Origin of the sequence: Kitasatospora sp. NPDC056651 (assembly GCF_042792155.1) — a bacterium.
Classification (GTDB): Bacteria; Actinomycetota; Actinomycetes; order Streptomycetales; family Streptomycetaceae; genus Kitasatospora.
The window spans coordinates 1-25933 of record NZ_JBHTWX010000130.1; the positions used below are offsets into that span (position 1 = coordinate 1).

Sequence of the window (25933 nt, forward strand, 5' to 3'; positions counted from 1 at the left end):
GGGGGGGGGGGGGGGGGGGCGCGGGCGGGCGCCCGGGGCCGCCGCCCCCCCCACCACCTGAGGGCTCAGTCCTCCGGCGGCGGGCCCGGGGCCTCGGCCGGGAGCCGGGCGGCCAGGAGGGCCCCGGCGGCCACCAGGCCGGCGGTGAGCAGGAGGGCGAGGCGGTAGGGCGTCGGGTCCGTACCGTCGCCGACCGCGCCGAGCAGTGCGGCGGTGGCGGCGATGCCGAGGGCGCCGCCGAGGGTGCGCAGGATGGTGAACAGGCCCATCGCACGGCCCATGGAAGGCGGCGGGACGTCGGCGAAGCCCGCGATCTGCACGGTGAGGACGGCGGTGCCCAGGATCAGGCCGACCGCGAACATCAGCGCCCGTACCGCCCACGGGTTCTCCGCGAAGCCGAGGGAGCCGACGACCACCGCCGCGAGCAGCAGCGCGGGCAGGGCGAGCCGGCGCGGGCCGAGCCTCGGCAGCAGCCGGTCGACCACCTGTGAGGCGGCCATCAGGCCGACCGCCTCCGGGAAGACGCTCAGCCCGGCGTCCAGGGCCGAGGCGCCGCGCGCCGCCTGGTAGAGCAGCGGCAGCACGAACAGCGCGCCCATCAGCCCGGCCGCGGTCAGCAGGGCCAGCCAGCTCGCCGCGCCGAAGGTGCGGTCGGCGAGCAGGCGCAGGTCCACCAGTGGCTCGGCGGCCCGCAGTTGGGACCGTACCGCGGCTCCCAGCAACGCCAGGCCGAGCAGTCCGCCGAGGGCCACGCCCGGGGAGGTCCAGCCGTGCGCCGGACCGAAGCCGAGGGCGTAGGTCAGCAGTCCGAGGCCGGGGGTGGCGAGCAGGAAGCCGGTGGTGTCGAAACGGCCCGCCGGAGGCTCCGGCTCGCCGCGCAGACCGACCAGCCCGATGAGCACCGCCGCCACGCCGACCGGCACGTTGACCAGGAACAGCCAGTGCCAGGACAGGTGCTCGGTGAGGTAGCCGCCGAGCGGCGGCCCGAGGGCGGGCATCAGCGCGGTCGGGACGATCAGGAACCGGCCCAGGCCGGCCCGCTCGTGCGGGGCGAAGGCCCGGAACAGCAGGGTCATCCCGACCGGCGTGAGCAGCCCGCCGGCCACGCCCTGGACCGCCCGGGCCGCGGACAGCGCGCCCAGGCCGGGCGCCGCCGCGCAGAGCGCGGAGGCGAGGGTGAAGACGGCGAGCGAGCCGAGGAAGACCCGTTTGACGCCGAACCGGTCGCCCAGCCAGCCGGCCACCGGCAAACCGAGCGCGAGGCCGACCAGGAAGGCGGTCTCCACGGCGTTGGCCGCCGAGACCGGCCGGCCGAAGTCCTCGGCGATGCTGAACAGCGCCGGGTTGACGATGGTCGAGTCGAGGCCGTTCATGCACATCGCGGCCGTGTAGACGACGACCACCGCGGCGCGCCCCGCGAGCACGGGGCGCGCCGGGGCGGCGACCGGCGGAGGGGTCACAGCGCGATCCAGTGCGCGGTGATCCACTCCAGTGCGGCCGCCCGCCCGCACGGGCCGTGCGCGAGGTCCCAGCCGGCCGGGACGGCGGCGAAGGCGGGCCACAGGGAGTGCTGTCCCTCGGAGTTGACGAGCGCCAGGAACGTGCCGTCGGCGTCGAAGGGGTTGGCGGGGGCGTCACTCATGGGAGGACCTCTTCAGGTGGTCGGCGATCACGCTCGCGATGTGCGCGATCGGGGCGGGCAGGGTCATGTCCTTGTGGGAGCAGGCCACGTCGGTGTTGGCGATCCGGCCGGACACGTAGGGCGTCCAGAGCTCGGGCACCAGGGTCTCGTCGATGGTGTCGACGGTGGCGCGGAAGAACAGCACGTCGCCGTCGAAGCGGCGGTGGCCGTAGCCGCGCACCAGGTGGTTGGTGTTGAGGTAGATCCGGTTCAGCGCGGCCACGGTGGCCTCGTCGAGTCCGGCGAGCGGGCTGCCCTCGGCTCGCAACAACTCGGTGACGGCGGCGAGTTCGAGCGGCCGGCCGTCGAGGTCCGCAGGACCGAAGCCGCCCATGGTGAGCAGCGCCTCCAGCGCCTCGGCCTGGTCGGGGACGGGCAGCTCGCGGAAGCCCTCGGCGGGGTAGGCGTCCAGGATGGCGAGCAACTCGACGTCCTGGCCCAGTTCCTGGAGCCGGACGGCCACGGCGTGCGCGATGATCCCGCCGGTGGACCAGCCGAGCAGCCGGTACGGGCCCTCGGGCTGGACCTCCCGCAGCCGGTCGGCGTAGTGCGCGGCCAGCTCCTCCAGCGCCGCGGGCAGGGGGAGTCCGGCGGTCGCGGCGCCGACGCCCTGGGCCTGGAGGCCGTAGATCGGGACCTCACCGGGCAGGTCGCGGATCAGCCCGGTGTAGCACCAGCTGAGGCCGCCGGCCGGATGGACGGCGAACAGCGGGCGCTGCCGGCCGGGGGCCGCGGGCCGCAGCGGGAGCAGCACGTCGAGGGCGTCGGCGCCCGGGGAGCCGGCGGCGAGGGCCGCGTCGAGGGCGGCCACGGTGGACGCCTGGAACAGCGCCCCGATGCCGACCTCCAGGCCGAGCACCTCGCGGATCCGCCCGGCGAGGCGCACGATCAGCAGCGAGTGGCCGCCGAGCGCGAAGAAGTCGTCCTCGACACCGACCGACGCCAACCCCAGTACCTCGGCGAACAGTTCGCACAGCTGCTGCTCGCGCGGGCTGCGCGGCGGGCGGCCGGCACCGGCGGCGGGTGCCTCGGGGGCGGGCAGGGCCCGGCGGTCGAGCTTGCCGTTCGCCGTCAGCGGGAGGCGGTCGAGCAGGACGACGGCGGAGGGCACCATGTGGGCGGGCAGTTCGGCGGCGGCGTGGGCGCGCAGGTCCTCCGGCGTGGCGCCAGCGGTCGGGGCGCCAGCGGTCGGGACGCCGGCGGTCGGGGCGCCAGCGGTCGGGGAGCCAGCGGTCGGGGAGCCAGCGGTCGGGGCGCCGGCGGCCACCGCGTAGCCGACCAGCCGCTTGTCCCCCGGCACGTCCTCCCGGACCACCACGGCGGCGTCGGCGACGCCCGGGTGGGCGGCCAGCACGGCCTCGATCTCGCCGAGTTCGATCCGGAAACCGCGCAGCTTGACCTGCTGGTCGGCGCGTCCGAAGTACTCCAGCACACCGTCGGCGCGACGCCGGGCGAGGTCGCCCGAGCGGTACATCCGGGTGCCGCTCTCGCCGAAGAGCGCGGCGTACGGGTCGGCGACGAACCGGGTGGCGGTCAGCTCGGGGCGGCCGAGGTAGCCGCGGGCCAGGCCGGCGCCGGCCACGTACATCTCGCCGGTGACGCCGGGCGGGACGGGCTGGAGGTGCTGGTCGAGGACGTAGACCCGCAGGTCGGGGATGTTGACACCGATGGTGCTGCTGCTCCCGGCGGCGGCGCTCGCCCGGTCGAGGGCGACGTACGAGACGTGCACGGTGGTCTCGGTGATGCCGTACATGTTGACCAGGGTCGGCGCGTCCTCGGCATGCCGCTCGTACCAGTCGTCCAGGCGCCCCAGTTCGAGCGCCTCGCCGCCGAACACCACGTAGCGCAGGGCGAGTTCGCTGCCGGGTCGGTCCCGGTCGGCGGCGCTGAGCTGGTAGAAGGCGGACGGCGTCTGGTTGAGCACGGTGACCCGCTCGCGGGCGAGCAGTTCCAGGAAGGCCGCCGGGTCGCGGCTGACCAGGTGCGGGACGACGACCAGGCGGCCGCCGTGCAACAGGGCGCCCCACAGCTCCCAGACCGAGAAGTCGAAGGCGTAGGAGTGGAAGAGCGTCCAGACGTCCTCGGCGCCGAAGCCGAACCAGTGGTCGGTGGCGGTGAACAGCCGGACCACGTTGCGGTGGGTGACGGGCACGCCCTTGGGCCGGCCGGTGGAGCCGGAGGTGTAGATGATGTACGCGGTGTCCCCGGCGTCCAGCGGGCGGGTCCGCTCGTGCTGGGCGAGCGGGACGGCCGGGTGGCGCTCGGACTCCGGGCCGTCGACCAGGAGTTGGCGCACCTCGTGGGCGGGCAGGCGGGGTGCGGTCGCCCGGTCGGTGAGCAGGGCGGCGGGGGCGGCGTCGGCCAGCATGTAGGCGAGCCGGTCGGCCGGGTAGTCGGGGTCGAGCGGCAGGTAGGCGGCGCCGGACTTGGCCACCGCCAGCAGGGCGACGACGAGTTCGAGCGAGCGCGGCAGGGCGAGCGCGACGATGGTGCCGGGGCCGATTCCCTCGGCGGCCAGCAGTCGGGCCAACCGGTCGGCGCGAGCGGCCAGTTCGGTGTAGTCGAGCCGATCGTCACGGTAACTGACGGCGACGGCGTGCGGGTTGGCGGCTGCGGCTGCCTCGAAGAGGTCGGGCAGGGTCGCAGCGCTCGGGGCGGCGGGCGCCGGGGCGGTCTGGAGGGTCTGGACGGCCTGGGCGGTCTGGACGGTTTGGACGGCCTGAGCGGCCCGGGCGGTCTGGACGGCCTGGGCGGCCCGTCCTCCGTTCCACTCGACCAGGGCGCGCAGCCGCTCCTCCTCGCCGATCAGCGGGAGCCGGCCGATCGGGGTGTCGGGCGCGGCCGCGGCGGCGGTGAGCATCCGGTCCAGGCGCTGCGCGAGGGCGGCCACGGTGGCGGCGTCGAAGAGGTCGGTGCGGTACTCCAGGAAACCGCCGATGCCGCCGCCGGGCAGTTCACCGGCGTTCAGGGTGAGGTCGAACTTGGCGGTGCCACTGGGGATCGCGGCGATGTCGGCGGCGAGGCCGCCGCCCAGCGCGATCCGCTCGTCCGGGCGGCTCTGCCAGGCGAGCATCACCTGGAACAGCGGGTGGCGGGCGAGCGAGCGGGCCGGGTTGAGCTCCTCGACCAGCCGGTCGAAGGGCAGGTCGGCGTGCTCGTGCGCGGCGAGCACGGTGTCGCGGGCCCGGGCCAGCAGTTCGCGGAAGGTGGGGTCGCCGGACGTGTCGGTGCGCAGCACCACGGAGTTGACGAAGTAGCCGACCAGTGCGGCCGCCTCCTCGTCCTCGCGGCCGGCCACCGGGGTGCCGACCGGGATGTCAGTGCCCGCGCCGTGCCGAGTGAGCAGGGCGGCGAGCCCGGCCTGGACGGCCATGAAGACGGTGCTGTCGGCGGCCCGGGCGAGCCCGGCCAGGGCGGCGTGCGCCTCGGCCCCGAGGGTGAAGGGCACGGTGGCGCCCTGGTGGCCCGCGACGGCCGGCCGGGGGCGGTCGGTGGGCAGCTCCAGTTGGTCGGGCAGCCCGGCGAGCGCGGCGCGCCAGTACTCCGTCTGCCGGACGGCCGGCGGGCTGGGCGCGTCGGCGGTGCCGAGCCGATCCCGCTGCCAGACCGCGTGGTCGGCGAACTGGACGGCGAGCTGGGGCAGTTCCGGTGCGCGTCCGGCAGTCCTGGCGGCATAGGCGGCGGCCAGGTCGCGCAGCAGCGGCGTGGTGGAGGCGCCGTCGCTCGCGATGTGGTGGAGCAGCAGGAGCAGGGTGTGCCGTTCCGCTCCTCGCCCGACCTCGGCGAACAGCGTGGTGCGCAGCGGCGGTTCGGCGGTCAGATCGAAGGCGTACCGGACGGCCTCGGCCAACGCTCCGTTCCCGTCGTGCAGTTCGACGTCCGCCGACGGCAGGATGCGCTGGTACGGCGTGCCGTCCGGCTCCTCCCCGTAGACGGTGCGCAGGACTTCGTGCCGGGCGGCGAGGTCACCGAGGGCGAGGGTGAGGGCGCGCCGGTCGAGCGGTCCGGTGAGGGTGAGGGCGAGCGGGATGTTGTAGGTGGGGCTGGGGCCTTCGAGCCGGTGCAGGAACCAGAGTCCGCGCTGGGCGGGCGAGAGCGGCATCCGCTCGGTGCGATGGACCGGGACCGGGCGCGAGCGCGGGGTGTGGCGCGGCTGCGGCGTCCCGGCCGCCCCCAGGTGGGCGGCGAGGCCGGCCGGGGTCGGCTGCCGGAACACGTCGGCGAAGCCGACCGGGGCGGTGAAGGTGTCGCGCAACCGGGCGGCCAGCCGTCCGGCGAGCAGCGAGTGGCCGCCGAGGTCGAAGAAGGAGGCGTCCCGGCCGGGCGCCCGCGGCAGGCCGAGGACCTCGGCGAACAGACCGCAGACCAGCTCCTCCTGGGGCGTGGCCGGGGCGGTGGCGGCGGTGAGCGAGGCGGCGGTGGCGGCGGCCGGCTCGGGCAGGGCCCGGTGGTCGAGCTTGCCGTGGGCGGTGCGCGGCAGTTCGTCCAGCAGCAGGACGGCCGCCGGGACCATGTGCGCGGGCAGCCGGGCGGCGAGCGCGGCGCGCAGCTCGTCCGGGTCGGGCGCACCACCCCCGGGGACGGTGCCGCCCTCGGGTGTGCTGCCGCCCTCGGGTGTGCTGTCGCCCTCGGGTGCGCTGTCGCCCTCGGGTGCGCTGTCGCCCTCGGGGACGGTGCCGGTCTCGGGAACGGCGTAGGCGAGCAGGCGCTTGCCCTGCGGACCGGGACGGGCGATCACCACGGCCCGGGCGACGCCCGGCAGGCCGGCGAGAACGGTGGCGATCTCGCCGGGCTCGATCCGGAAACCGCGGATCTTCACCTGGTCGTCGGCCCGGCCGAGGAACTCCAGGGTTCCTCCGGGGCGGCGACGGGCGAGGTCGCCGGTGCGGTACATCCGGCTGCCGGGCGGTCCGAACGGATCGGCGACGAAGCGCTCGGCGGTGAGGTCGGGGCGGCCGAGGTAGCCGCGGGCCAGGCAGGCACCGGCCACGTACAGCTCACCGGTGACGCCGTCGAGCACGGGACGCAGCGAGCCGTCCAGGACGTAGGCGCGGGAGCCGCGCACCACCCGGCCGGTCGGGGCGCCGTCCGGGCCCGGGGTCCAGGCGTAGGCGTCGACGGTGGTCTCGGTCGGGCCGTAGAGGTCGACGGGGTGCAGGCCGGGGACGGCGGTCAGGCGCTGCCAGAGCGCGGGCGGGGTGGCCTCGCCGCCGACCACGAGGACGGACGGGCGGTGCCGGCCATCGTCCAGGATGCCTTCGGCCAGCAGGACTTCGAGGTAGGAGGGGGTGAGGTCGAGGTAGTCGATGCCCTCGCGGTCGAGGTGGGCGGCCAGGGCGGCCGGGTCGCGGTAGGTGGCGTCATCCAGCAGGTGGAGTTCGTGGCCGTGGACCATCCAGAGCACCGGGTCCCAGGAGGCGTCGAAGGCGAACGAGGCGCTGTGGGCGACGCGCAGCCGGTCCCGGCCGGTGCGGCGCAGTGCGGGGGTGATGTGGTCCTCGCCGAGGCCGGCGTGCAGATTGGCCAGCGAGGCGTGGGTGACCACCACCCCCTTGGGGCGGCCGGTGGACCCGGAGGTGTGCAACACGTAGGCCGGGTCGCGCAGTTGGGGTGCGGCTGGGGCGGTGCCGGGCTCGGTGCCGGGCTCGGTGTCCGCCTCCCCCGGCGGGGCGGTGTCCGCCTCCCCCGGCGGGGCGGTGTCCGTCTCCTCCGACGGGACGGCGCCGGCCTCTCCCAGCCGGACGGCGGGCAGACCGGCGGGCAGGTCGAGGACGGCGAGGGTCTCGACGGTGCCGACCGCGCAGAGCGGGCGGGCGTCGGACAGCACGGCGGCGAGGCGCTGCGCGGGGTGGGTGAGGTCGAGCGAGACGCAGGCGCCACCCGCCTTGAGGACGGCGAGCATCGCGACCAGGGTGTCGGTGCCGCGCGGCAGGGCGATCGCGACCGGCGATCCCGCGCGGACGCCGAGGGCGGTCAGGCGGTGGGCGAGGCGGTTGGCGGCGCGGTCGAGCTGCCGGTACGTCAAGGAGGTTGAGCCGGATCGGACGGCGACGGCGTCCGGCGTGCGGGCGGCCTGACCGGCGAACAGCTCGGGCACGGTCCGCCCGACCGGCGGCTCGGCGCGGCCGGCGGTGGCGAGGCGCAAGCCCTCCGGGTCGAGCAGGTCGATCCGGGCGATCGGCGCCCGCGGATCGGTGAGCAGGAGGTCGGCGAGGGCATCGAGGTAGCGCAGCAGGCCGTCCCGGTGCGCGGCGAGGGAGGCGGCGCCGTGGCGGGCCGGGTCGGCGTCGAGGACCAGGCGCAGCGCGCCGTCCGGACCGGGCGAGACGTTCAGGGCAAGGTCGTCCACCGGGCCGGCGGCGAGGTTGCGGACGGTGCCGGGCAGGCCGGCCAGGTCGAGGTCGCTCTCGAAGGCCTTGATGTTGACCATCGGGCCGAACAGGGCACGGCGGTCGCCCGTGCGACCGAGGTCGCGGCGCAGGTCCTCCAGCGGGTAGCGCTGATGGCGGCGGACGGCGCGCAACTCGCGGACCACCGTGCGCAGGAGGGTCTCGGCGCTGTCGGCGGGGTGGACGGCGAGGCGCAGCGGGAGCACGTTGGCGGCGGCGACGGGGGTGCGCAGGGCGGCCGGGCCTCGGCGGTTGGCGAGCGGCAGGCCGAGGACGACGTCCTGGGCGCCGGTCAGGCGGTGCAGGTAGCCGGCGGTGGCGGCGAGGAGCAGTTCGGCCCAGGTGGCGCGGGCGGTGGTGGCGGCGCGTTCCAGGCGGTCGCGGGTGCCGGCGGGGAGGTCGGCAGCGAGGCGGATGCCCGCACCGGGGGTGGGGGTTGGGGAGATGACGGGGGCGGGTTCGGGGGTGCCCGGGAGGGTCGCCGGGGTGTCGGCGTCGGTCAGCCGGGCGGACCAGTGGGCGCGGTCGGCCGCGTACTCCGCGCCCCCTCGGTAGGCGGCCTCCTCGGCGGCGGCCTCGGCGAGCGTGGCGAACGGGGTCGGGGCGGGTTCGGCGCCAGTGGTGCGCGCGGTGTAGACGGCGGCGACCCGCTCGCCGAGGAGGGTCAACGCGTAGGCGTCGACGGCGAGGTGGTGGATGCGGCGGTACCAGATCCGGCGGTCGTCACCGAGCCGGATGAGCGCGTGGGTGAACAGCGGGCCTTCGGCGAGGTCGGCCCGACGGGCGAGGTCGGCGCGCATCCAGGCCTCCGCCGCACCGGCGGGGTCGGCGGTGGCGCGCAGGTCGAGGCGGTGCAGCGGCCAGTGACGGCCCGGGCGCGGCCGCTGGCGGGGCGTGCCGTCCGGGCCGGTGACGACGACGACGCTCAGCGCCTCCGCCTCCTCCACCGCCTGCCGCAGCGCCTGCTCGAACCGGTTCTCGTCGAGCGGGCCGGTGATCTCGACGGCGTCGCCGGTGTTGTAGGCCGGGCTGTCCGGGTCGAGGGCCTGGGCGTACCAGATGGCGGCCTGAGCGGCGAGCAGGGGGATGTCGGCGGTCTGGGTTTCGACGGCGGGCATGGGGTGGAGAGCTCCTCGGGGATCCGGAACGCCTTACTTAGGTTAGCCTAATCTAACTTCATATGATCTGGTCAACGGCTCGGGAAAGTCCGAGCCCTGACACTCCGGAGGCGCCACCCATGCCCCTGCCCGAGCCGCCGACCACGCCTCTCGCCGAGGCCAAACAGGCCATCCGCGAACGCGTCCACGCGCACCGCGCGGACCTCCTCGCGCTCAGCCGCCGCATCCACGCCCACCCCGAGACCGCCTTCGAGGAGCACCTCGCGGCCGCCTGGTGCGCCGAACTCCTGGGCGCGCACGGCTACTCGGTCACCGCGCCCGCGCACGGACTGGCCACCGCCTTCGACGCGCGCCTCGGCAGCGGGCCGGTCACCGTCGCGCTGGTCTGCGAATACGACGCGCTGCCCGGGCTCGGACACGCCTGCGGACACAACCTGATCGCCGCCGCGGGGATCGGCGCGGCGCTCGGGCTCGCCCCGTACGCGGACGAACTCGGGCTCACCGTACGGGTGATCGGCGCGCCGGCCGAGGAACGCGGGGCGGGCAAGGCGCTCCTGCTGGAGGCGGGGGCGTTCGACGGAGTGGACGCGGCGATGATGGTCCACCCCTGCCCCGTCGAGGTCGCCGACTTCCGCTCCTTCGCACTCGGCACCCTGTCCGTCCGCTACACCGGTCGGGCCGCCCACCCGAGCCTCGACCCGCACCGGGGGCGCAACGCCGCCGACGCGCTCACCGTCGCGCAGGTCGCGATCGGGCTGCTGCGCCAGCAACTCCCGCCGCAGTGGCGGGTGCACGGCATCACCACGGCGGCGGGGACGGCACCCAACCTGATCCCCGACAGCGCGAGCGCCGAGTACGAGATCCGCGCCTCGGCGGCCGAGGACCTCGCCGAGCTGCGCTCCCGGGTCGAGGCCTGCTTCCACGCGGGGGCGCTCGCCACCGGGTGCGAGGTGGAGCTGACCCGGCCCGAGCCGGACTACCTGGACATGCGCTCCGATCCCGGACTGCTGGCGCTCTGGCGGGCCAACGCGGCGGCGCTCGGCCGGCCGGAACCGGTCGAGAGCGGACCCTTCGCCTGCACGGACATGGGGAACGTGTCGCACGTGGTGCCGTCGATCCATCCGGTGCTGGACATCACCGGCGGCGCCTGCGCCCCGCACGAGGCGGCGTTCGCCGAGGCGTCGCTGGGCGCGGAGGCGGAACGGGCGCTGCTGGACGGCGCGGTGGGGATGGCTTGGACGGCGGTGGACCTGGCGGCAGGCCGGGCGGCGGGTCCGGCGGCGACGAACGGATGACAGCCGACAACTTTCAGCGAACAGATAACGAAATCTGTTCGCTGAAAGTTGTCATCTGAAAGCTGTCCGCCCTCCCGGCCCCCGTCCCTCGGCCCCCTCACCCCCCGAGCAGCACCCCCGGCGCCACCCGTACCGCCGTCACACCCAGCTCCCGCACCAGTTCCCCGACCCGCCCCTCCTGCCCCGGGTCGGCGAGCACCACCGCGGCGCCCGTCCGCAGTGGCCACAGGTACTCCCAGAGCGGCAGGCCCAGGTGCAGCACCCGGTCCCCCGGCCCGAGCGGGTGCTCGGCCTGGAGCTCGCGCACCCGGCGGTCCGCCTCGGCGTGGGTGAGCCGGACGGCCGTCGGGCGCCCGCCCGGGCCGTACCCGACGCAGAGCAGGTGCTGCGGGGTGAGCGCCCGGGGCGGGTCGGTGGGCAGTTCGCCGTCCGTCTCCAGCCCCGCGAGCGCGCCCGGCACCCCTTCCCCCAGCACGCAGACCGGAGTGTTCTCCGCGAGCAGCCGCTCCCGTCGCCCGGGCGCGTCCGCCGGGTCCAGCGGCAGGTACGCCGCACCCGCCTTCGCCACCGCCAGCAGCGTGGTCAGCAGTTCGTCCGGCCGGCGGAAGCCCGCCAGGCCGACCACCGCACCCGGACGGGCACCACGGGCGGCCAGGGCGCGTGCCAGCCGGTTGGCCGCGGCGTTCAACTCCCGGTAGCCGACGGTCTCCCCGTCCGCGAGCACCAGGGCCGGCGCGTCCGGTGTCCGGGCCGCCTGCGCCTCGACCGGCCCCACCACGGTGGTCGCCGGGTACCGCACCGCCCGGCGTGGCAGCGGAGGAAGCCCGGGAGGCGCCGTCCGCCCCGCCGGGTGCGCCTCCGTTCGCACCGACCCGCCGACGGCGCCCGGGGCCGCCTCCCGGACCCCCGCCGCCATCACGCCGCTCCCAGCAGCTCGGCCCAGGCCTCGATCGCCGGGCGCTCCGCGAGTTCGACGAACGCCACCTCGGCCCCCTCCTCCCGCCAGCGTGCGGCGAGCGTCATCAGCCGGATGGAGTCCAGCCCCCAGTCGACCAGGTTCTCGTCCAGCGGGATCTCCGCCGGGTCCTCGCCGAGCAGGTCGGCGACCTCGGCCCGGATCCGCTCCACCGTGAAGCCCACGCCCGTCACTTCCCGCCCACCCCTTCGAGTTCTCCGACCACCGACGCGCCCACGGCCGCACCTGCGCCCGTGGCCGTGGCCGTGGCCGCACCCAGCATCCCGAGCACCGTCTCCGCCGTGGCGACCATCCCGCAGCGTCCGGCCACCCAGGCCAGCGCGCCGCGGTGCTCCGCCGGGCCGAAGTCCGCGACCGCGTCGGCCACCACGAAGGCCTGCACGTCCCTCATCCAGGCGTCGCAGGCGGTGGCCTGCACCCCGATGTGCGCGTACACGCCGGTGATCACCAGCTGGTCCCGCCCCTGCTCGCGCAGCATCCGGTCCAACTCGGTGCGCACGAAGGCGCTGTACTTCCACTTGGTGAGCACGGTGTCCCCCGGCTCCGGGGCGACGGTCTCGGCGATCGCGGTGGCCCGCGGGTCGTCCGGGATGCCCGGACCCCAGAAGTCCTGCTGCAGCCCGCGATCGGCCGGGCTCTGTCCACCGAGTTGCGCCGAGTAGACGACGGGGATGCCCGCGGCACGCGCGGCCGAGGCCAACGCCGCGACGTTGCCGAGGAGTTCGGGCACCGGTGCGACGTCGGCCCGGTAGGCGTCCAGGAAGTGGTTCTGCAGGTCGTGCACCAGCAGGACGGCCCGGGCCGGGTCCACCGTCCAGGAGACCCGGTTGGCCGGCAGTTCCTCGGCGGCGGGCATGGGATAGCGGGGAATGCGGGGCAAGCCCACGGTGGTGTTCCTTTACTGGATCTCGGCTGGATCCCGGCTGGATCTCGGAAGCCGGTTGCGGATGCGCGGATGCGGCGGATGCGGCGGATCAGCGGGCGGTCAGCGAGGCCGCGATCGCGGCGCGCAGGTCCTTCTTGCTGACCTTCCCGATCCCGGTGGCCGGGAAGGCGTCGACGAACTCGACCCGGTCCGGCACCTTGTACTCGGCGAGTCCTCGCTGCCGCACGAATCGCTTCAACTCGACGCCCTTCGGGGGATGTTCACGGTACTCGGCGCGCAGCACCAGGTACGCGCAGGTGCGCTCGCCCAGGTACCGGTCGGGCATCGACACCACCGCCGCGTCGTGCACCGCGGGGTGCGCGAGCAGGTGGTTCTCGATCTCCTCGGCGGCGACCTTCTCGCCGCCCCGGTTGATCTGGTCCTTGGCCCGCCCCTCGACCACCAGGTGGCCGGTCGGGGTGCGCCGGACGAGGTCCCCGGTGCGGTAGAACCCGTCCTCGGTGAAGGACGTGGCGTTGTGGTCCGGCGCGTTCCAGTAGCCGCGGATGGTGTACGGCCCGCGGGTCAGCAGGTGGCCGGTGACGCCGTCGGGCAGGTCCCGGTCCTGGTCGTCCACCACCCGGACCTCGTCGTCCGGCGAGATCGGCCGGCCCTGGGTGGTGGTGATCAGCTCCTCCGGGTCGTCCAGCCGGGTGTAGTTGACCAGCCCTTCGGCCATCCCGAACACCTGCTGGAGCGTGCAGCCCAGCACCGGCCGTACCCTCCGGGCCGCCTCCGTGCTGAACTTGGCGCCGCCGACCAGCAGCACCTCCAGGCTCTCGTATCCGCGGGTGCCGCGCTCGGCGGCCTCCAGCCAGAGCAGCGCGAGCGGCGGCACCAGCCCGGTGATGGTCACGCCCTCGCGCTCGATCAGCGGGAAGGCCGTCTCCGGGGCGGGCTGCGGGCAGAGCACCACCCGGCCGCCGGCATACAGGGTCCCGAGCGAACCCGGGGAGCTGAGCGGGAAGTTGTGGGCGGCGGGCAGCGCGCACAGGTACACGCTGTCCGCGTCCTGCCCGCACAGCTCGACCGAGCCGCGCAGCGAGTAGATGTAGTCGTCGTGGGTGCGCGGGATCAGCTTCGGCACACCGGTGCTGCCGCCGGAGAGCTGGAGGAAGGCGACGTCCCCGGGCCCGGGCTCCCCGCCGAAGGCCTCCGGACCGGGCCCGTCGCAGGGCACGTCCGCGAGCCGGACGTGCTCCCCCGGGTCCTCGCCTGCCACCAGCACCAGTCGCAGCGCGGGGTTCTCCGCCCGTACCCGGCAGGCGAGTTCGCGGTAGTCGTAGCCGCCCTCGACGGCCGGCACCACGTACCCGGCCGCCTCGGTGAAGGAGCAGAAGTACCCGATCTCGGCGTACCGGTGGGCGGGCAGCGCGAAGACCGGCAGCGCGCCGATCCGGAAGAGCGCGAAGACGACTTCGAAGAACTCGGCGGCGTTGGGGAGCTGGACCACCACGCGGTCGCCGGCCCGGATGCCCCTGGCGAGCAGCCCGGCGGCCATCCGGTCGGCCCGGCGGTCGAGTTCGGCGTACGTCCAGCGCCGCTCCGCCGCCGCCACCGAGTGGCCGCCCGGGTCGACCACGGCGGTCCGCTCACCGTGCGCGGCGGCACGCTCGCGCAGCATCCGCCCGAAGGTCTCACCACGCCAGTGCCCGGCGGCCCGGTAGCGCTCGGCGAACTCGGCGGGATACGAGGTGAACCCCGCCAGGACGGTCTCCAGCGGCGTCACCGGGCCACCCCCACGGCGTCCAGGAAGGTGCGGAACTTGGCGCTGGTCTCGGCGAGTTCGGCCTCCGGCCGGGACTGCTCGACCACACCCGCGCCGGCGTACACCCGCAGCGTCCGCTGGTCCGCCTCCGCGCAGCGGATGGTGACCACCCACTCGCCGTCGCCGGTCGCGTCCTCCCAGCCGACCATGCCGGTGTAGAGGCCGCGGTCGAAGGGCTCGACCTCGCCGATCACCCCGCGCGCCAGGTCCGTCGGCGTGCCGCAGACCGCCGGGGTGGGATGCAGCGCGCAGGCCAGTTCCAGGGCGGAGACCGCCGGGTCGGCCAGCTCGCCGCGGATCGTGGTGGCCAGGTGCCACATCGCCGCCGTCCGCACCAGCGTGGGCCGTTCGGGCACCTCCAGGGTGCGGCAGTACGGCGCCAGCGCTTCGCGAATGGCGTCCACCACGACAGCGTGCTCGTGCAGGTCCTTGGGCGACTCCAGCAGTGCGGCGGCCCGCCGGACGTCCTCGCCGAGGTCCTCGCTGCGCGGCACCGAGCCGGCCAGCGGGTTGGCCAGTACGGCCGGCCCCCGCCGGGAGAGCAGGAGTTCGGGGCTGGCGCCGATCAGGGTGCGGCCGCCGCCGGCCGGGACGGCGAAGGTGTAGCCACCCGGGTCACGCCGGGCCAGCCGCTGCAGGATGGCGGGCAGGTCGAGCGGCCCGGCGGTGCTCAGCTCCAGCGTCCGGGCCAGCACCACCTTGTTCAACTCCCCACCGCGCAGCCGCTCGACGGCCGCGGCGACGCCCGCCCCGTACGCCTCCGGCGCGGGCACCGGGCTGATCCGCCAGTCGGCCCGCTCGACCGGCGGCGCGGGCAGCGCGATCAGCGGGTCGTCCCGCAACGCCCCTGCGGTGCGGACCCGGGCGGGGACGGCGAGTTCGACCCGGCTGTCCCGGTCGAACGCCACCGCGCCCACCACCAGCGGCCGTTCGATCCCGGTCCGGCCGGCCTCGGCCAGCGTCTCGGCCACCCGCACGGGCAGCGGCCGCCCGTCCTGCGGCACCCGGGCGTGCACGCCGGAGCCGAGCAGGGTGCGGGTCGGCGAGGCGAAGAAGGCCTCGTCGGAGCCGGCCCGGTACTGGCCGAGCAGTCCGCTGGCCGCACCGATGACGGCGTGGTCCGAGCCCCCGGCAAGGGCGTTCGCCGGGGCGCCGGGACCGGCGGGTACCGGCCCGGCAGTGATCGGCCCGGCGGGGGCGTGGTGCACCGTGGTCACGGTGTTCTCTCCAGTCTGGGGGGTTCTACGGGAGGACGGGATGGGGGCGGTGCCGCTCGGCGCCGCTCAGGCGCGCAGGGTCGCGCCGCCGTCGACGTACAGGTCGTGCATGGTGATGTGCCGCGCCCGGTCGGAGGCCAGGAACACCACCGCCTCCGCGATGTCGGCGGGCGCGGCGATCCGGCCGAGCGGGATGCCGACCCGCCAGGCACTCAAGTCACCGTCGATCACCCGGCGTTCGGCCGCCTCGACGTCCTCGCCCCACAGCGCGCGCTGCATCTCGGTGTCGGTCGAGCCGGGCGACACCACGTTGCACCGCACCCCGGACCGGGCGAGCTCCAGCCCCAGGCAGCGGGTGAACATGGTGGCCGCGGCCTTGGACGCCGCGTAGGCGGCCATCCCGGCCCGCGGCACCCCGGCGGCGTTGGACCCGACGGTCACGATCGCCCCGCGCCCGCGGGCCGCCATCCGGCGGCCGACGGCACGACTGGTGTGGAAGACGCCGTCGGTGTTCACGGCGAAGGTGTCGGCCCAGTCGTCGTCGGTGAGTTCGACGGCCGGGGCGGTGCGCAGGATGCCCGCGACGTTCACCAGTGTGCCGATCGGGCCGAGTTGGTCCTCGATCAACTCCACTGTCTCGTTCACGGATTTGGCCTCCGAGACGTCCAGGACGTACGGACGCACGGACGGGACCTCGGCCACCAGGGCATCGAGCCCTCCGGGCTTGCGGTCCACCGCCGCGACGACGGCACCTTCGGCCACCAGCGCCCGGACCACGGCGACGCCGATGCCCTGTCCGGCTCCGGTGACCATCGCGACGGCACCGGCGAATTCGGACTGTTGCTGCACGGGACATCCCCTCCGACCAGCGAGATTAGGCAAGCCTAACCTAACACAGCTGTTCGCCCGTGCCGATAGTCTGTGCGAACGTCAACTCGCCCCGGACACGGAGAAGCCGCCCGCCCCGGATGGGGCGGACGGCGTCGGGTTCACCCTCGTTCCGGTCCTACGGGCCCAACGGCAGGCGGCTCGCACAGGCAACGACGGTGGCGGCGGACGGCGAGGCTGGCCTTGATGTCGTCCCCTCGACGGGGCACGGCAGCGACAGCCGGTCGACTGTCGGAGCCTCGTGTCCGCCCGTGGGCGGCTAGCGCGGGACGGCGGGGGCCGTCGAAGCCTTGGCAGTAGCCGAGTTGGGCTTGACGGGCGCCACGGCGGAGGGCCCCGTGGCGGAAGGCGTAGTGGAAGGCGTGGTGGCGGAGGGCGCCGTGGCGGAAGCGCCGGAGGCGGCAGGCGCAGCCCCGCCGGGGGCAGTCGGTGCCGGGGAGAGGCCCGTGCAGCCGCGCAGGCCGTCGCGGCGCTTGAGGGCGGCCTCGGCGGTGGCGCCGGTGATCGGCTCCGGGATGCCCTTGTCGTCGATGGTGGCCGGGGTGAAGACCTCGCCGGTCACCTTGCCGTCGCCGGTCAAGGTCAGGGTGGTGACGCCGGTCTCGTTGGAGTTGGCGTAGTTGGAGGTGCCGTACCAGAGGAAGTTGCCGAAGCCGTACCCGATGTACGTGCTGCCGAGCATGCCCGAGCCGACCATGGTGTGCGCGTGGGTGCCGACCACCGCGGTGGCGCCCGCGGTGGCGAGCTTCTTGGCGATGGCGGTCTGCGCGGCGGTCGGGCAGGCCTTGCCCTCGTCGCCCCAGTGCAGGTAGACGAGCACCACCGGGGCCTGCTGCTTGGCCGTCTCCACCGCCTTGACCAGCGCCGGGACGTCCAGCGCCGAGGCGATGCCCGGCTTGTTGGCGCCGGCCCGCCACTTCTGGTTGGTGATGTCCTCGACCTGGCTGGCGGCGACCACCGCGACCTTCACCCCGCGCACGGTGGCGACGTACGGGGCGTACGCCTCCTTGGCGTTGCGCCCGACGCCGACCACCGGGATCGGTGAGGAGTCCTTGGCGGCAAGGGTGTCGGTGAGGCCGTCGGCGCCGAAGTCCACGGCGTGGTTGTTGGCCATCGAGACGACGTCGACGCCCGAGTCCTTGAGCACCGACAACGCCTTGGGCGAGGTGCGGAAGGTGTACGTCTTCGGCTCCGGGGCGCCGCGCCCGGTGATCGCGGTCTCCAGGTTGAGGACGGACAGGTCGGCGTCGGCGAGGGTGCGGGAGATCGGTCCGAGCGCCGGCTCGGGCGGCTGGACGGCCAGCCGGGGCGCGGTGCGGCCCTCGAAGTGGACGTCGCCGGCGAACGCGACGGTGATGGTGCCGTCCGGCCGGGGTTCGGTGTTCTTGGCCGGGGCCGTGCCGGAGGATGTGCCGTCCGGCGCGGCGGACGTGCTCGGCGGAGCGGGGGCGGCGGAGGCCGGAGCCGGGTCGGGGTCGTCCGGCCCGCAGGCGGCGACGGCGGTCAGTCCGACGAACAGCGCGACGGCGGCCGCGGCACGGCGCATGAGTGGATCCCCCCGAGGATGATGCGAGATCGGTCAGCCTACGCCACCTGATCGCCACCTTCCGGACCCGAGTCCACAACATTCCGGACACAACCGGACGCCGACGGGACCACCGTGCGGGGCGCCACCGGAACCGGCCGACCGGCCCGCATTCGACCTGGCCCATGCCCGACCTGGCCCGCCCGTCCCAATCGCCCCGGCCCCTCCGGCCACCGCGTCCCTGGCGCGGAGGCGGGCGGGCGCGCAGCGTGGTGTGGAGGGAGCGGCCCCAGCATCCGAGCCCCGGAGGTGTGACGTGATGGCCGGCAACCAACCCTCCCCTGTGGGCGGCGGACCCGGCACCGACCGGGAGCGCCGGATCGTGGTCGGCATCGACGGCTCCGAGCCGTCGAAGACGGCCCTGCGCTGGGCGGTCGGCCAGGCCGTCCTGACCGGGGCCACGGTGCACGCGGTGGCCGCCTGGGAGTACCCCTCGCTGTACGGCTGGTTCGCGCCGATGGTGGACGACGGCTTCGAACGGACCGCCCGCCGCACGCTGAGCGCCGAGATCAACGAGATCCTCGGCCCGGACCGCCCGGTGGAGGTCCGGGAGAGCCTGGTCCTCGGCCATGCCGCCGAGGTGCTGCTGGAGGCCGCCGCGGACGCCGACCTTCTGGTGCTGGGCAGCCGCGGCCGGGGCACCTTCGCCCGGACCCTGCTCGGCTCGGTGTCCACCCGCTGCGCCGTGCACGGGGCCTGTCCGGTGGTCATCGTCCGCTCCGGAGTGACGGCGGGCCCGTCGCGGTCCGTGGCCGGCCGAGCCGAGCGGAGCGCCCCGGGCGCCGTGCGCACCAAGGACTGGCAGCTCAGCCTGCACGTGGTCGAGGACGAGGACACCACCCGGGTGCACGCCGTGCTGGACGCCGACGGCGACGTCCTGCACAGCGACACCCGTTCCCGCCGCAACCCCCACGACGCCCCCGCCCCGGAGGTCGGCGACGAGTTCGCGGTCGGCCGTGCCCTGGTGGACCTCGGCCACCAGCTGCTGCGCGCGGGTGTCCACGACGCCACCGGTGTGGTCGAGGAGTGAGCGGGCGCCCGGGCACGCGCCAAGTGCGGAACGTCGGGTGCGGAACGCCAGGTGGGGGGCACGGGGCGTGGGGCGTGGGGCTCGCACGCGAGCCGGGGTGTGCGCACGGGCCGCACGCGGTAGGAGATGCTGAATCGCCGCACGTCCGTCCCCCCACCGCGCCCCGACCGGAAGGGCCAGCCCTGCCATGGACACCACCCCGGGCCCCGGAGGCCCCGCCCCGGAAGCCCCCGCCACCGACGGCGTGCCCGAGGAGGCGCGCACCGACGCGCCCGCCTGCACCTCCGACGGCACCCCCAACGGCGCGCCCGCCCCGAAGGGCGCCCCCATGTCGGACTTCACGCCCACCGAGCGCGCCCGAGGCCGCGCGCTGCGCCGCGCCCAGCTGCCGTGGGCGCTGGGTGGGCGGCTGGCGGGCCTGGCGCTGACCCTGCTGATCGGCCTCACCCCGGCCGGCGCCGCCCTGGTGACCACCGCCGGTGGCTGGTTCGGTGGCTCCCGGACGGCCGAGGTGACGGCCGGCGCGGCAGCCCTGGTGCTGCTCGGCCAAGCTCTGCGCCTGCCGTTCGGCGCCGGGGCCCGTACCGTCCGGGCCCGGTACGGGCTGGTGACCCAGGGCTGGGCCGGCTGGGCGCTGGACACCGTGCGCGGCCTCGGTCTGGCCCTGGTCCTGTTCCTCCCGCTCGCGCTCGGGCTGTTCGCGCTGACCGCCTGGTCGCCACAGCACTGGTGGCTGCCGGCGGCGGGCGCGGCGGCGCTGCTGACGGCCGCGCTCTCCTTCCTCCACCCGCTGCTCATCGAGCCGGTGTTCAACCGCTTCACCTCGATGCCCCCGGGGGAACAGCGCACCGCCCTGCTGGCGCTGGCCGAGCGGGACGGCGTCCGGGTGCGGGACGTCCTCGTGGCGGACGCCTCCCGCCGCACCACCGCGCTCAACGCGTACGTGTCCGGGTTCGGCGCGACCCGGCGGATCGTCGCGTACGACACCCTGCTGACCACCGCCGCGCCGCGCGAGGTGGAACTGGTGGTGGCGCACGAGCTGGGCCACGTCAAGAACCGTGACGTACCGGTCGGCACCGCGCTGGGCGCGGTCGGCGCGGCGGTCGCGGTGGCCGCGCTCGGCCTGCTGTCGGCCTGGCGGCCGCTGCTGGACGCCGCCGGTGCGACGGACCCGGCGGACCCCCGGGCGCTGCCGCTGCTCGCGGCGCTCGCGGCGCTGCTGGGTGCGCTGTCGGGGCCGCTCCAGTGCGCGGTGAGCCGCCGGATCGAGTCCCGGGCGGACCGGCACGCGCTCGAACTGACCGGGGACGTCGAGCAGTTCGTGGCGATGCAACGCAGACTGGCCGTGGCGAACGTCTCCGATGTCGACCCGCCGAGGGTGCTTGAGCTACTGTTCGCCACTCATCCGAGTGCGACCGGCCGGATCGCCGCCGCCCGCGCCTGGCAGGCCACGTCGGCGTGAAGCACATCGGGCGGAGCGCGTCGGGGCGGAGGCTCCGAGCGGGAGGCGTCGGGGGGGCGTCGGGGCAGCGCACAAACCCGGGTAAATCCGTTGTATAGTGCAACAAATATCGAGGAGGTAGGGAACCCCGTGCCCGGCCGCCAGTCGTCCATCGACACCATCCAGCGCGAGCTGACCGCCTTCGCCCGCCGCGCCCGGCACAAGGCCTCCCAGCTGCACCCCGACCTCTCCCTGGTCACGTACAGCATCCTCGACCTGATCACCGAGCGCGGCGGCTGCCGGGCCGCCGACGTGGCCGCGCACTTCATGCTCGACAAGTCCACCGTCAGCCGCCAGGTCACCGCCCTGGAGAAGCTCGGTCTGCTGGCCCGGGAGACCGACCCGGACGACCAGCGCGGCCAGATCCTGCGCGCCACCGAAGCCGGTCTCACCCTGCTGCGGGACGCCAACGAGCAGCGGCGCCTCTCCTTCACCACGCGCTTCACCGACTGGTCCGACGAGGACGTCGCCCGATTCGCCGACTACCTGGCCCGCTACGGCGCGGAGGGCTGACCCGCCCGTCGACCACAGCGACCCGAGGGGCGGAGGGCAGCCCGAGGACGGCGAGAGGGCAGCGCGAGGACGGCCAGGCGGCCGCCCGGCGCGACGCCTCCGGGTGCGCCCCGCCGCCCCCACGGTGTACAGAGGAGGAGTGCCCCTCCGGCAGCGCCCCGATGCGCCGCAGCCGCCGCTCGCGCCGCATCCCCCCGACCGCCGCCGCACCTGGCGGCCCGACCGCCGGGTGCTGACGGCGCTCACCCTTGCGCTGATCGTGCTGATCACCGTGGTCGACATCCTCTCCCCGCCTGACATCCACCTGGGCCCGCTGCTGATCGTCGCCCCCGCCCTCACCGCCTCCTTCGCCGGCCCCCGGGCCACCGCCGGGATCGCCGTGCTCGCGTTCACCGCGCTCACCGCGATCGGCGTCGTCCGGGACAGCCTGACCAGCTCCAACGTCCAGACCCAACTGGGCGCGCAACTGGTCGTCTCGGCGCTGATCGTCGGACTGCGGGTGCTGCGCGAGCGGCACGAGCGCGAACTGGCCCGGGTGCGCTCGGTGTCCGAGGCCGCCCAACGGGTCCTGCTGCGCCCGCTGCCGGAGCGGATCGGGCCACTGCACCTCGCCTCCGTCTACCTGGCCGCCGAGGCGGAGGCACAGGTCGGCGGCGACCTGTACGCGGCCGCCCGCACCGCCACCGGCACCCGGCTACTGGTGGGGGACGTGCGCGGCAAGGGCCTGTCCTCGCTCGGCGACGCGGCCCTGCTGCTCGGCGCCTTCCGCGCCGCCGCGCACCTGCACGCCGAGCTGCCCGACCTGGCCGCCTACCTGGACGGCAGCGTCAGCTGGGACCTCGCCCAGCTGGCCGAACAGTCCCGGCAGGCGCGGCTGCGCCTGTCGCCCTCCCCGGACGGCGCCGAGGAGAGCGGTGAGTCCGGCGAATCGTTCATCACCGCCGTCCTGCTCGACATCCCCGACGACGGCTCGCCGGTCCGCCTGATCGACTGCGGCCACCCGCCCCCGCTGTTGCTGCGCCCTGGCGGGATCACCGCCCTGGCCGCCCGCCATCCCGCCCCGCCGCTGGGCCTCGGCGAGCTCGTGCCGACACGGTACGAGGTGGAGAGCTTCCCGTTCCGCGCCGGCGACCGGTTGCTGATCTACACCGACGGCGTGATCGAGGCCCGCGACAGCCAGCGGCGCTTCTACCCGCTCACCGAACGCGTCACCGCCTGGCGCGCCGAGCGCCCCGCCGCCCTGCTCCACCGCCTGCGCCGCGACCTGCTCGCCCACGTCGGCGGCCGGCTGAACGACGACGCGGCCATGGTGGTGGTCGAGCGGCTGCCGTGAGGGCGCTGCGACGGGTGACGGCTTTCAACTTTCAGATGACAGATTTCGAAATCTGTCATCTGAAAGTTGTCATCTGAAAGCTGAAGCCTGTTCGCCGCCCTGCCCCGCCCTCACCCCAACCTTGTTCCCCGCCCAGCCCCACCCCGCCCTCGTCACACCACCCCGCGCACGTACCCCGTCGTCGTGCTCAGCCAGGCGAAGCCGAGGCGCTGGAGGATGGGGCGGCTCTGGTCGCTCGCGTCGACCTGGAGGTACTCGTAGCCGAGGTCGGCCGCGAGGCGGGCCCGGTGGGCGACGAGGGCCCGGTAGATGCCCCGGCCGCGCCAGTCGGGCGCGGTGCCGCCGCCCCAGAGCCCGGCGAACCCGGTGCCCGGGATCAGCTCCATCCGGGCGCCGCTGACCGGCCGCCCGCCGGCCATCGCGACGACCATACCGACCGTCCCGGTGCCGCGTCGCAGCTGGTCGAGCATCCGCTCACGCAGACCGGGGCTCTCAACACCGAAGGCCTGTTCGTGGGCCGCCATCAGCAGGTCCACCCCTGCCGGGTCGGTCACCGGAACCAGCCGGACCCCTTCGGGCAGGGCCACTTCGGTGGTCAGGTCCGCGATCCGGGCGACCATCAGCGCTTCGTCCGGCTCCGGGACGAAGCCGGCCGCGAGCAGCCGGGCGCCGAGGTCGGCGGGGCCGTCGTGGGAGTAGGCCTTCCACTCGAACTCCAGCCCCAGTTCGGCGAAGTGGCGCACCTGCGCGGCGATCGCCGCGTCCGCCCCGGCCTCGTCGAGGCCGGACCAGACCACGCCGTTCCAGCTGTACTGCGAGCCCACCTGCCGGACCACCACGCCATCACGCTCGATGCGGGTGCCGGGATCGGGCGGCGCGTTGCGCCGGATCCGGTCGTCGAACAGGGCGAGCACGTCGTCATGATCCATCCGTTCACTCCAACACGGTCCGGCCGCGCACGCCATCGGGTTTCCGCACCACCGGCCGCACACGGCGCTCCCCCGCAGGCACCCGGCCCTCCGTCCGGGCCCGGGCCCGGACCTGGACCCGGACCGGCCGGATCACCCCGCTCGGCGCCTCCGCCTCCCTGATGAAGCCCAATTGGGCACGGATGTCGCCCAGTTCGCCCATCCGCCAGGCGATCGGCGCACTACTGAGCCAGGTAGCCGCCGTCCACCGGCAGGACGACCCCGGTGACGAATGACGCGTCGTCCGAGGCGAGGAAGAGGACGGCGGCCGCGACCTCCGCCGGATCGCCGAGGCGCCCCATCGGGTGCCGCTTCTCGATCTCCCCGAGGTACTCGGCGCCGCCGGGCTCGTCGTACAGCCGGGCGACGCGCTCGGTGGTGATGGTGCCGGGGGCGACGGCGTTGACCCGGATGCCCCGGTCGGCCCATTCGACGGCGAGGTGCTTGGTGAGGCCGGAGGCGACGAACTTGGCGGGCCCGTACACCGCTTGGCCGCGCTGGCCGGCCTCGCCGGAGATGGAGGACAGGCAGACGATCGAGCCGCCGGGCCGCTCCTGCGCGGACATCGCCTGGATCGCGTACTTGCAGGTGAGGAACATGCCGCGGCCGTCCACCGCCATCACGTGGTCCCAGTCCTCGGCGGTCGCCTCGGTGATCTCCATCAGCGGGATGATCCCGGCGTTGGCGACCAGGACGTCCAGCCGTCCGTGCCGCTCGACGGCGGCCGTCACCATCCGGCGGGCGTCCTCCTCCCGGGCCACGTCACCGACCACCGTGCTGACGGCGCCCGGGAACCGCTCGGCCAGCCGCGCCAGCCCGGCCGCGTCCACATCGGCGGCCACCACCAACGCGCCTTCACGGGCGAACCGTTCGGCGACCGCCCGCCCGATCCCGCTGGCCGCGCCCGTCACCACACAGGAGCGTCCGGCCAGCCGCCCACCATCCACCGCGCTCTCGCTCACCATGCGGCGGACTCTACCGACCACGACGCCATCGGCCCACCCTCCGGACCGACGTCGGCCTGGGCAACATCGGTCCCGGTCACCCGAAATGACGCACCATCACCGCGATGCGAAAATTCAGGAGACCGGATTCCGGGCCCCATCCCCGTACGATCGTGCGAATGGTGCGCCGACGGAGCGTCTTTCGCACGGCCGGTCCGAGCGCCCGGAACGCCGGAGGCAAAGTCCTCGGCCCGTTCTCGGGTTCGCACCGGCGCAGGAACGACAACGGGGAGAACCGGGGGGTTCACACATGGGCACACCCGTGGCCGACGGCCACTTCAACGTCAATGCCGGAGCACTGCGCAACGCCGAGGCAGCAGTGAACGGCATGGCTCTGAGCAGCACCACCACCGGCAAGACGGCGGGCGAGGCGACCAACGCCGCCGCCTCGGCTCACCGGAGCTGGGAAACCGCCCCAGCGCTGCGCGGCGCGCTCGCCGAATGGCACCACCAGATGGACCAGTTGATCTACCGACCCCACGTCATCGGCGCCCCTCTCACACCCGGTTTCAAGATCGGAGAGGAGCGCATGTTCGGTGACGTCGCTCAGCGGATCGTCGGCACCTGGGCCTGGGCCCAGGGAATCGACCCCCAGGCCTCCGACATCGCCTCTCTCAAGAGGCTGTGCATGACGACCGAATCCTCCTACAGCAAAGACGCCGGCCACATCCTCGATCGGGGCAACGTCTGATGCGGGCGGCACTCAAGCGCCGCCGGGGCTTGACCGCGGTCGTCACCCTGGTGGTGGCGATCGCGGTCGGCGCCGGCGGGTGGTGGTTCTTCGTCCGGGACGACCCGGACCGCGACTGTGCCGGGCTGCGCACCGACGCGGGCGTCCGTACGGCGCTCGGCCCGAACTGGCGCGCCGACCTGCCGTGCGGCGAACTCGCGGACGGGCTGCGCCGGGCCGTCACCGGCGACCGGCCCGGCGTGCACACGGTGGAGCAGGCCCGCGCGATGAACCGCGTGCTCCTGGCGCTGGCCCGTCGCGACGACCAGCACGTCCACCCGGCCGTCCGCCGCCCGCTCGCCGAGGCCGTCGCCGACTACGCCGTGGACACGCATGCCGTGCTGACCCTGGTCAACGACCTCTACAACCACCACGACTTCCACGAACCGGTCTGGCAGGGCGGCGACACCGTGCGGATGTCGGTCGACCAGAGGAGCCTGATTCGGGCCCTGCGCGGTCTCTCCGAGGACCCGGTCTCCTACGGTCTGCTGCGCGCCGCCGACCTGAGGCAGGCGGCCACCGCCTTCGGCGCGCTCCCGCCGACGCCGACGGAGAGCGCAGTCGAGGATGTGGCGGGTCTCGCCGCCTTCCCCGCCGGGGCCTTCGACGGCATCGCCGACCAGGTCGTCCACGGTCGAAGCGACGCCGCCAAGCAGTCGTGGTGGAAGGAGGCGATAACCCGGCTGAAGGCGGAGAGAACCGATCCCGCACCGGGCTTCGCCGTCGACCCGGTGGGCGCGCTGGTCACGGCCTGTGTCGACGACCTCCACCCGGACGGCAGTCCCATCCGCCTGCTGTCCCAGAGCCTCACCCTGCTGAACAGGTGGTCCACAGCCACGCGGGCGAACCTCGATCCGAGCGCGCTGGAGAACATACGGCTCAAGACCAACCTCTACGGTGGCACCGGGCGGGAGAACGCCGCGCAAGTCCTGCTGTCCGTGTAGTCCGCCCCCGTGCGCACACCCGTCGCCAACGCCGAGCGGCGGCCGGGACCGTCACCACGGTCCCGGCC

General features: G+C 74.9%; 19 protein-coding genes. 7 read left to right on the plus strand and 12 right to left on the minus strand.

All coding sequences use genetic code 11. The features are described from left to right. Window positions 1–65 precede the first annotated feature (65 nt). The 3 genes from ACFRAR_RS33775 to ACFRAR_RS33785 are packed head-to-tail and all read right to left on the minus strand — an operon-like array spanning window position 66 to window position 9188. Window positions 66–1460, minus strand: coding sequence for a DHA2 family efflux MFS transporter permease subunit (locus ACFRAR_RS33775; protein ID WP_380703293.1), 1395 nt, complete (start codon window positions 1458–1460; stop codon window positions 66–68). Beyond that, the gene (locus ACFRAR_RS33780; RefSeq protein WP_380703294.1) at window positions 1457–1642 is read right to left on the minus strand and encodes an MbtH family protein; all 186 of its coding nucleotides are present in this window, start codon (window positions 1640–1642) and stop codon (window positions 1457–1459) included. The genes ACFRAR_RS33775 and ACFRAR_RS33780 overlap by 4 nt, the downstream gene beginning before the upstream one ends. Then, window positions 1635–9188 carry an amino acid adenylation domain-containing protein gene (locus ACFRAR_RS33785; RefSeq protein WP_380703295.1) on the minus strand — a complete coding sequence of 2518 codons (7554 nt, stop codon included), beginning with the start codon at window positions 9186–9188 and terminating at the stop codon, window positions 1635–1637. The genes ACFRAR_RS33780 and ACFRAR_RS33785 overlap by 8 nt, the downstream gene beginning before the upstream one ends. Window positions 9189–9307: 119 nt before the next feature. Here ACFRAR_RS33785 and ACFRAR_RS33790 point away from each other — a divergent pair, with 119 nt between their 5' ends. Next, window positions 9308–10483: an amidohydrolase gene (locus ACFRAR_RS33790; RefSeq protein WP_380703296.1), complete on the plus strand. Its 1176-nt coding sequence runs from the start codon at window positions 9308–9310 to the stop codon at window positions 10481–10483. Window positions 10484–10580: 97 nt separating this feature from the next. On the opposite strand, the gene ACFRAR_RS33795 is transcribed toward ACFRAR_RS33790, so the two are convergent. The 7 genes from ACFRAR_RS33795 to ACFRAR_RS33825 form a co-directional block, all read right to left on the minus strand. Continuing rightward, a complete protein-coding gene (locus tag ACFRAR_RS33795; protein WP_380703298.1) occupies window positions 10581–11282 on the minus strand; it encodes an AMP-binding protein in 702 nt (233 codons plus the stop codon). A 116-nt stretch (window positions 11283–11398) separates the two neighbouring features. Beyond that, on the minus strand, window positions 11399–11632 hold the full coding sequence (locus ACFRAR_RS33800) for a phosphopantetheine-binding protein (protein ID WP_380703299.1): 234 nt from the start codon (window positions 11630–11632) through the stop codon (window positions 11399–11401). Beyond that, complete coding sequence (locus ACFRAR_RS33805; protein ID WP_380703300.1) at window positions 11629–12345, minus strand: isochorismatase family protein; 717 nt, start codon at window positions 12343–12345, stop codon at window positions 11629–11631. The genes ACFRAR_RS33800 and ACFRAR_RS33805 overlap by 4 nt, the downstream gene beginning before the upstream one ends. 88 nt (window positions 12346–12433) lie before the next feature. Further along, entirely contained in the window at window positions 12434–14113 is a 1680-nt protein-coding gene (locus ACFRAR_RS33810) for a (2,3-dihydroxybenzoyl)adenylate synthase (protein ID WP_380703301.1), read from the minus strand. Next, window positions 14110–15261 (minus strand): isochorismate synthase DhbC, encoded by a 1152-nt coding sequence (dhbC, locus tag ACFRAR_RS33815; RefSeq protein WP_380703321.1) that lies wholly within the window; start codon window positions 15259–15261, stop codon window positions 14110–14112. Before dhbC ends, ACFRAR_RS33810 begins: the two co-directional genes overlap by 4 nt. Window positions 15262–15435: 174 nt before the next feature. After that, entirely contained in the window at window positions 15436–16218 is a 783-nt protein-coding gene (locus ACFRAR_RS33820; protein ID WP_380703302.1) for a 2,3-dihydro-2,3-dihydroxybenzoate dehydrogenase, read from the minus strand. Window positions 16219–16516: 298 nt separating this feature from the next. Continuing rightward, complete coding sequence (locus ACFRAR_RS33825; protein ID WP_380703303.1) at window positions 16517–17803, minus strand: CapA family protein; 1287 nt, start codon at window positions 17801–17803, stop codon at window positions 16517–16519. Between the two features lie 298 nt (window positions 17804–18101). On the opposite strand from ACFRAR_RS33825, the gene ACFRAR_RS33830 reads away from it, so the two are divergent. The 4 genes from ACFRAR_RS33830 to ACFRAR_RS33845 all read left to right on the plus strand — a co-directional run bounded on the left by ACFRAR_RS33830 (window position 18102) and on the right by ACFRAR_RS33845 (window position 22219). Continuing rightward, on the plus strand, window positions 18102–18872 hold the full coding sequence (locus ACFRAR_RS33830; protein ID WP_380703305.1) for a universal stress protein: 771 nt from the start codon (window positions 18102–18104) through the stop codon (window positions 18870–18872). Window positions 18873–19059: 187 nt separating this feature from the next. Beyond that, complete coding sequence (locus ACFRAR_RS33835) at window positions 19060–20334, plus strand: M48 family metalloprotease (RefSeq protein WP_380703307.1); 1275 nt, start codon at window positions 19060–19062, stop codon at window positions 20332–20334. Window positions 20335–20463: 129 nt separating this feature from the next. Next, window positions 20464–20886 (plus strand): MarR family winged helix-turn-helix transcriptional regulator, encoded by a 423-nt coding sequence (locus ACFRAR_RS33840; protein ID WP_380703309.1) that lies wholly within the window; start codon window positions 20464–20466, stop codon window positions 20884–20886. Between the two features lie 139 nt (window positions 20887–21025). Beyond that, complete coding sequence (locus ACFRAR_RS33845) at window positions 21026–22219, plus strand: PP2C family protein-serine/threonine phosphatase (RefSeq protein ID WP_380703311.1); 1194 nt, start codon at window positions 21026–21028, stop codon at window positions 22217–22219. A gap of 152 nt (window positions 22220–22371) precedes the next feature. Here the strand turns inward: ACFRAR_RS33845 and ACFRAR_RS33850 are convergent, their stop codons facing one another. Beyond that, complete coding sequence (locus ACFRAR_RS33850) at window positions 22372–23148, minus strand: GNAT family N-acetyltransferase (RefSeq protein WP_380703313.1); 777 nt, start codon at window positions 23146–23148, stop codon at window positions 22372–22374. A 221-nt stretch (window positions 23149–23369) separates the two neighbouring features. Next, window positions 23370–24152 carry an SDR family NAD(P)-dependent oxidoreductase gene (locus ACFRAR_RS33855; protein ID WP_380703315.1) on the minus strand — a complete coding sequence of 261 codons (783 nt, stop codon included), beginning with the start codon at window positions 24150–24152 and terminating at the stop codon, window positions 23370–23372. Between the two features lie 289 nt (window positions 24153–24441). On the opposite strand from ACFRAR_RS33855, the gene ACFRAR_RS33860 reads away from it, so the two are divergent. Next, on the plus strand, window positions 24442–24882 hold the full coding sequence (locus tag ACFRAR_RS33860; protein WP_380703317.1) for a hypothetical protein: 441 nt from the start codon (window positions 24442–24444) through the stop codon (window positions 24880–24882). Next, window positions 24882–25865 carry a hypothetical protein gene (locus ACFRAR_RS33865; RefSeq protein ID WP_380703319.1) on the plus strand — a complete coding sequence of 328 codons (984 nt, stop codon included), beginning with the start codon at window positions 24882–24884 and terminating at the stop codon, window positions 25863–25865. Before ACFRAR_RS33860 ends, ACFRAR_RS33865 begins: the two co-directional genes overlap by 1 nt. The last annotated feature ends 68 nt before the right edge of the window (window positions 25866–25933 follow it).

What these genes read in the sequence shown, in the direction of transcription:
- ACFRAR_RS33790 (WP_380703296.1), top strand. Translation starts at nt 9,308, where the DNA reads ATGCCCCTGCCCGAGCCGCCGACCACGCCTCTCGCCGAGGCCAAACAG.
- ACFRAR_RS33855 (WP_380703315.1), bottom strand. Translation starts at nt 24,152, where the DNA reads ATGGTGAGCGAGAGCGCGGTGGATGGTGGGCGGCTGGCCGGACGCTCC.
- ACFRAR_RS33830 (WP_380703305.1), top strand. Translation starts at nt 18,102, where the DNA reads ATGGCCGGCAACCAACCCTCCCCTGTGGGCGGCGGACCCGGCACCGAC.
- ACFRAR_RS33785 (WP_380703295.1), bottom strand. Translation starts at nt 9,188, where the DNA reads ATGCCCGCCGTCGAAACCCAGACCGCCGACATCCCCCTGCTCGCCGCT.
- ACFRAR_RS33835 (WP_380703307.1), top strand. Translation starts at nt 19,060, where the DNA reads ATGGACACCACCCCGGGCCCCGGAGGCCCCGCCCCGGAAGCCCCCGCC.
- ACFRAR_RS33780 (WP_380703294.1), bottom strand. Translation starts at nt 1,642, where the DNA reads ATGAGTGACGCCCCCGCCAACCCCTTCGACGCCGACGGCACGTTCCTG.
- ACFRAR_RS33825 (WP_380703303.1), bottom strand. Translation starts at nt 17,803, where the DNA reads ATGCGCCGTGCCGCGGCCGCCGTCGCGCTGTTCGTCGGACTGACCGCC.
- ACFRAR_RS33860 (WP_380703317.1), top strand. Translation starts at nt 24,442, where the DNA reads ATGGGCACACCCGTGGCCGACGGCCACTTCAACGTCAATGCCGGAGCA.
- ACFRAR_RS33850 (WP_380703313.1), bottom strand. Translation starts at nt 23,148, where the DNA reads ATGGATCATGACGACGTGCTCGCCCTGTTCGACGACCGGATCCGGCGC.
- ACFRAR_RS33865 (WP_380703319.1), top strand. Translation starts at nt 24,882, where the DNA reads ATGCGGGCGGCACTCAAGCGCCGCCGGGGCTTGACCGCGGTCGTCACC.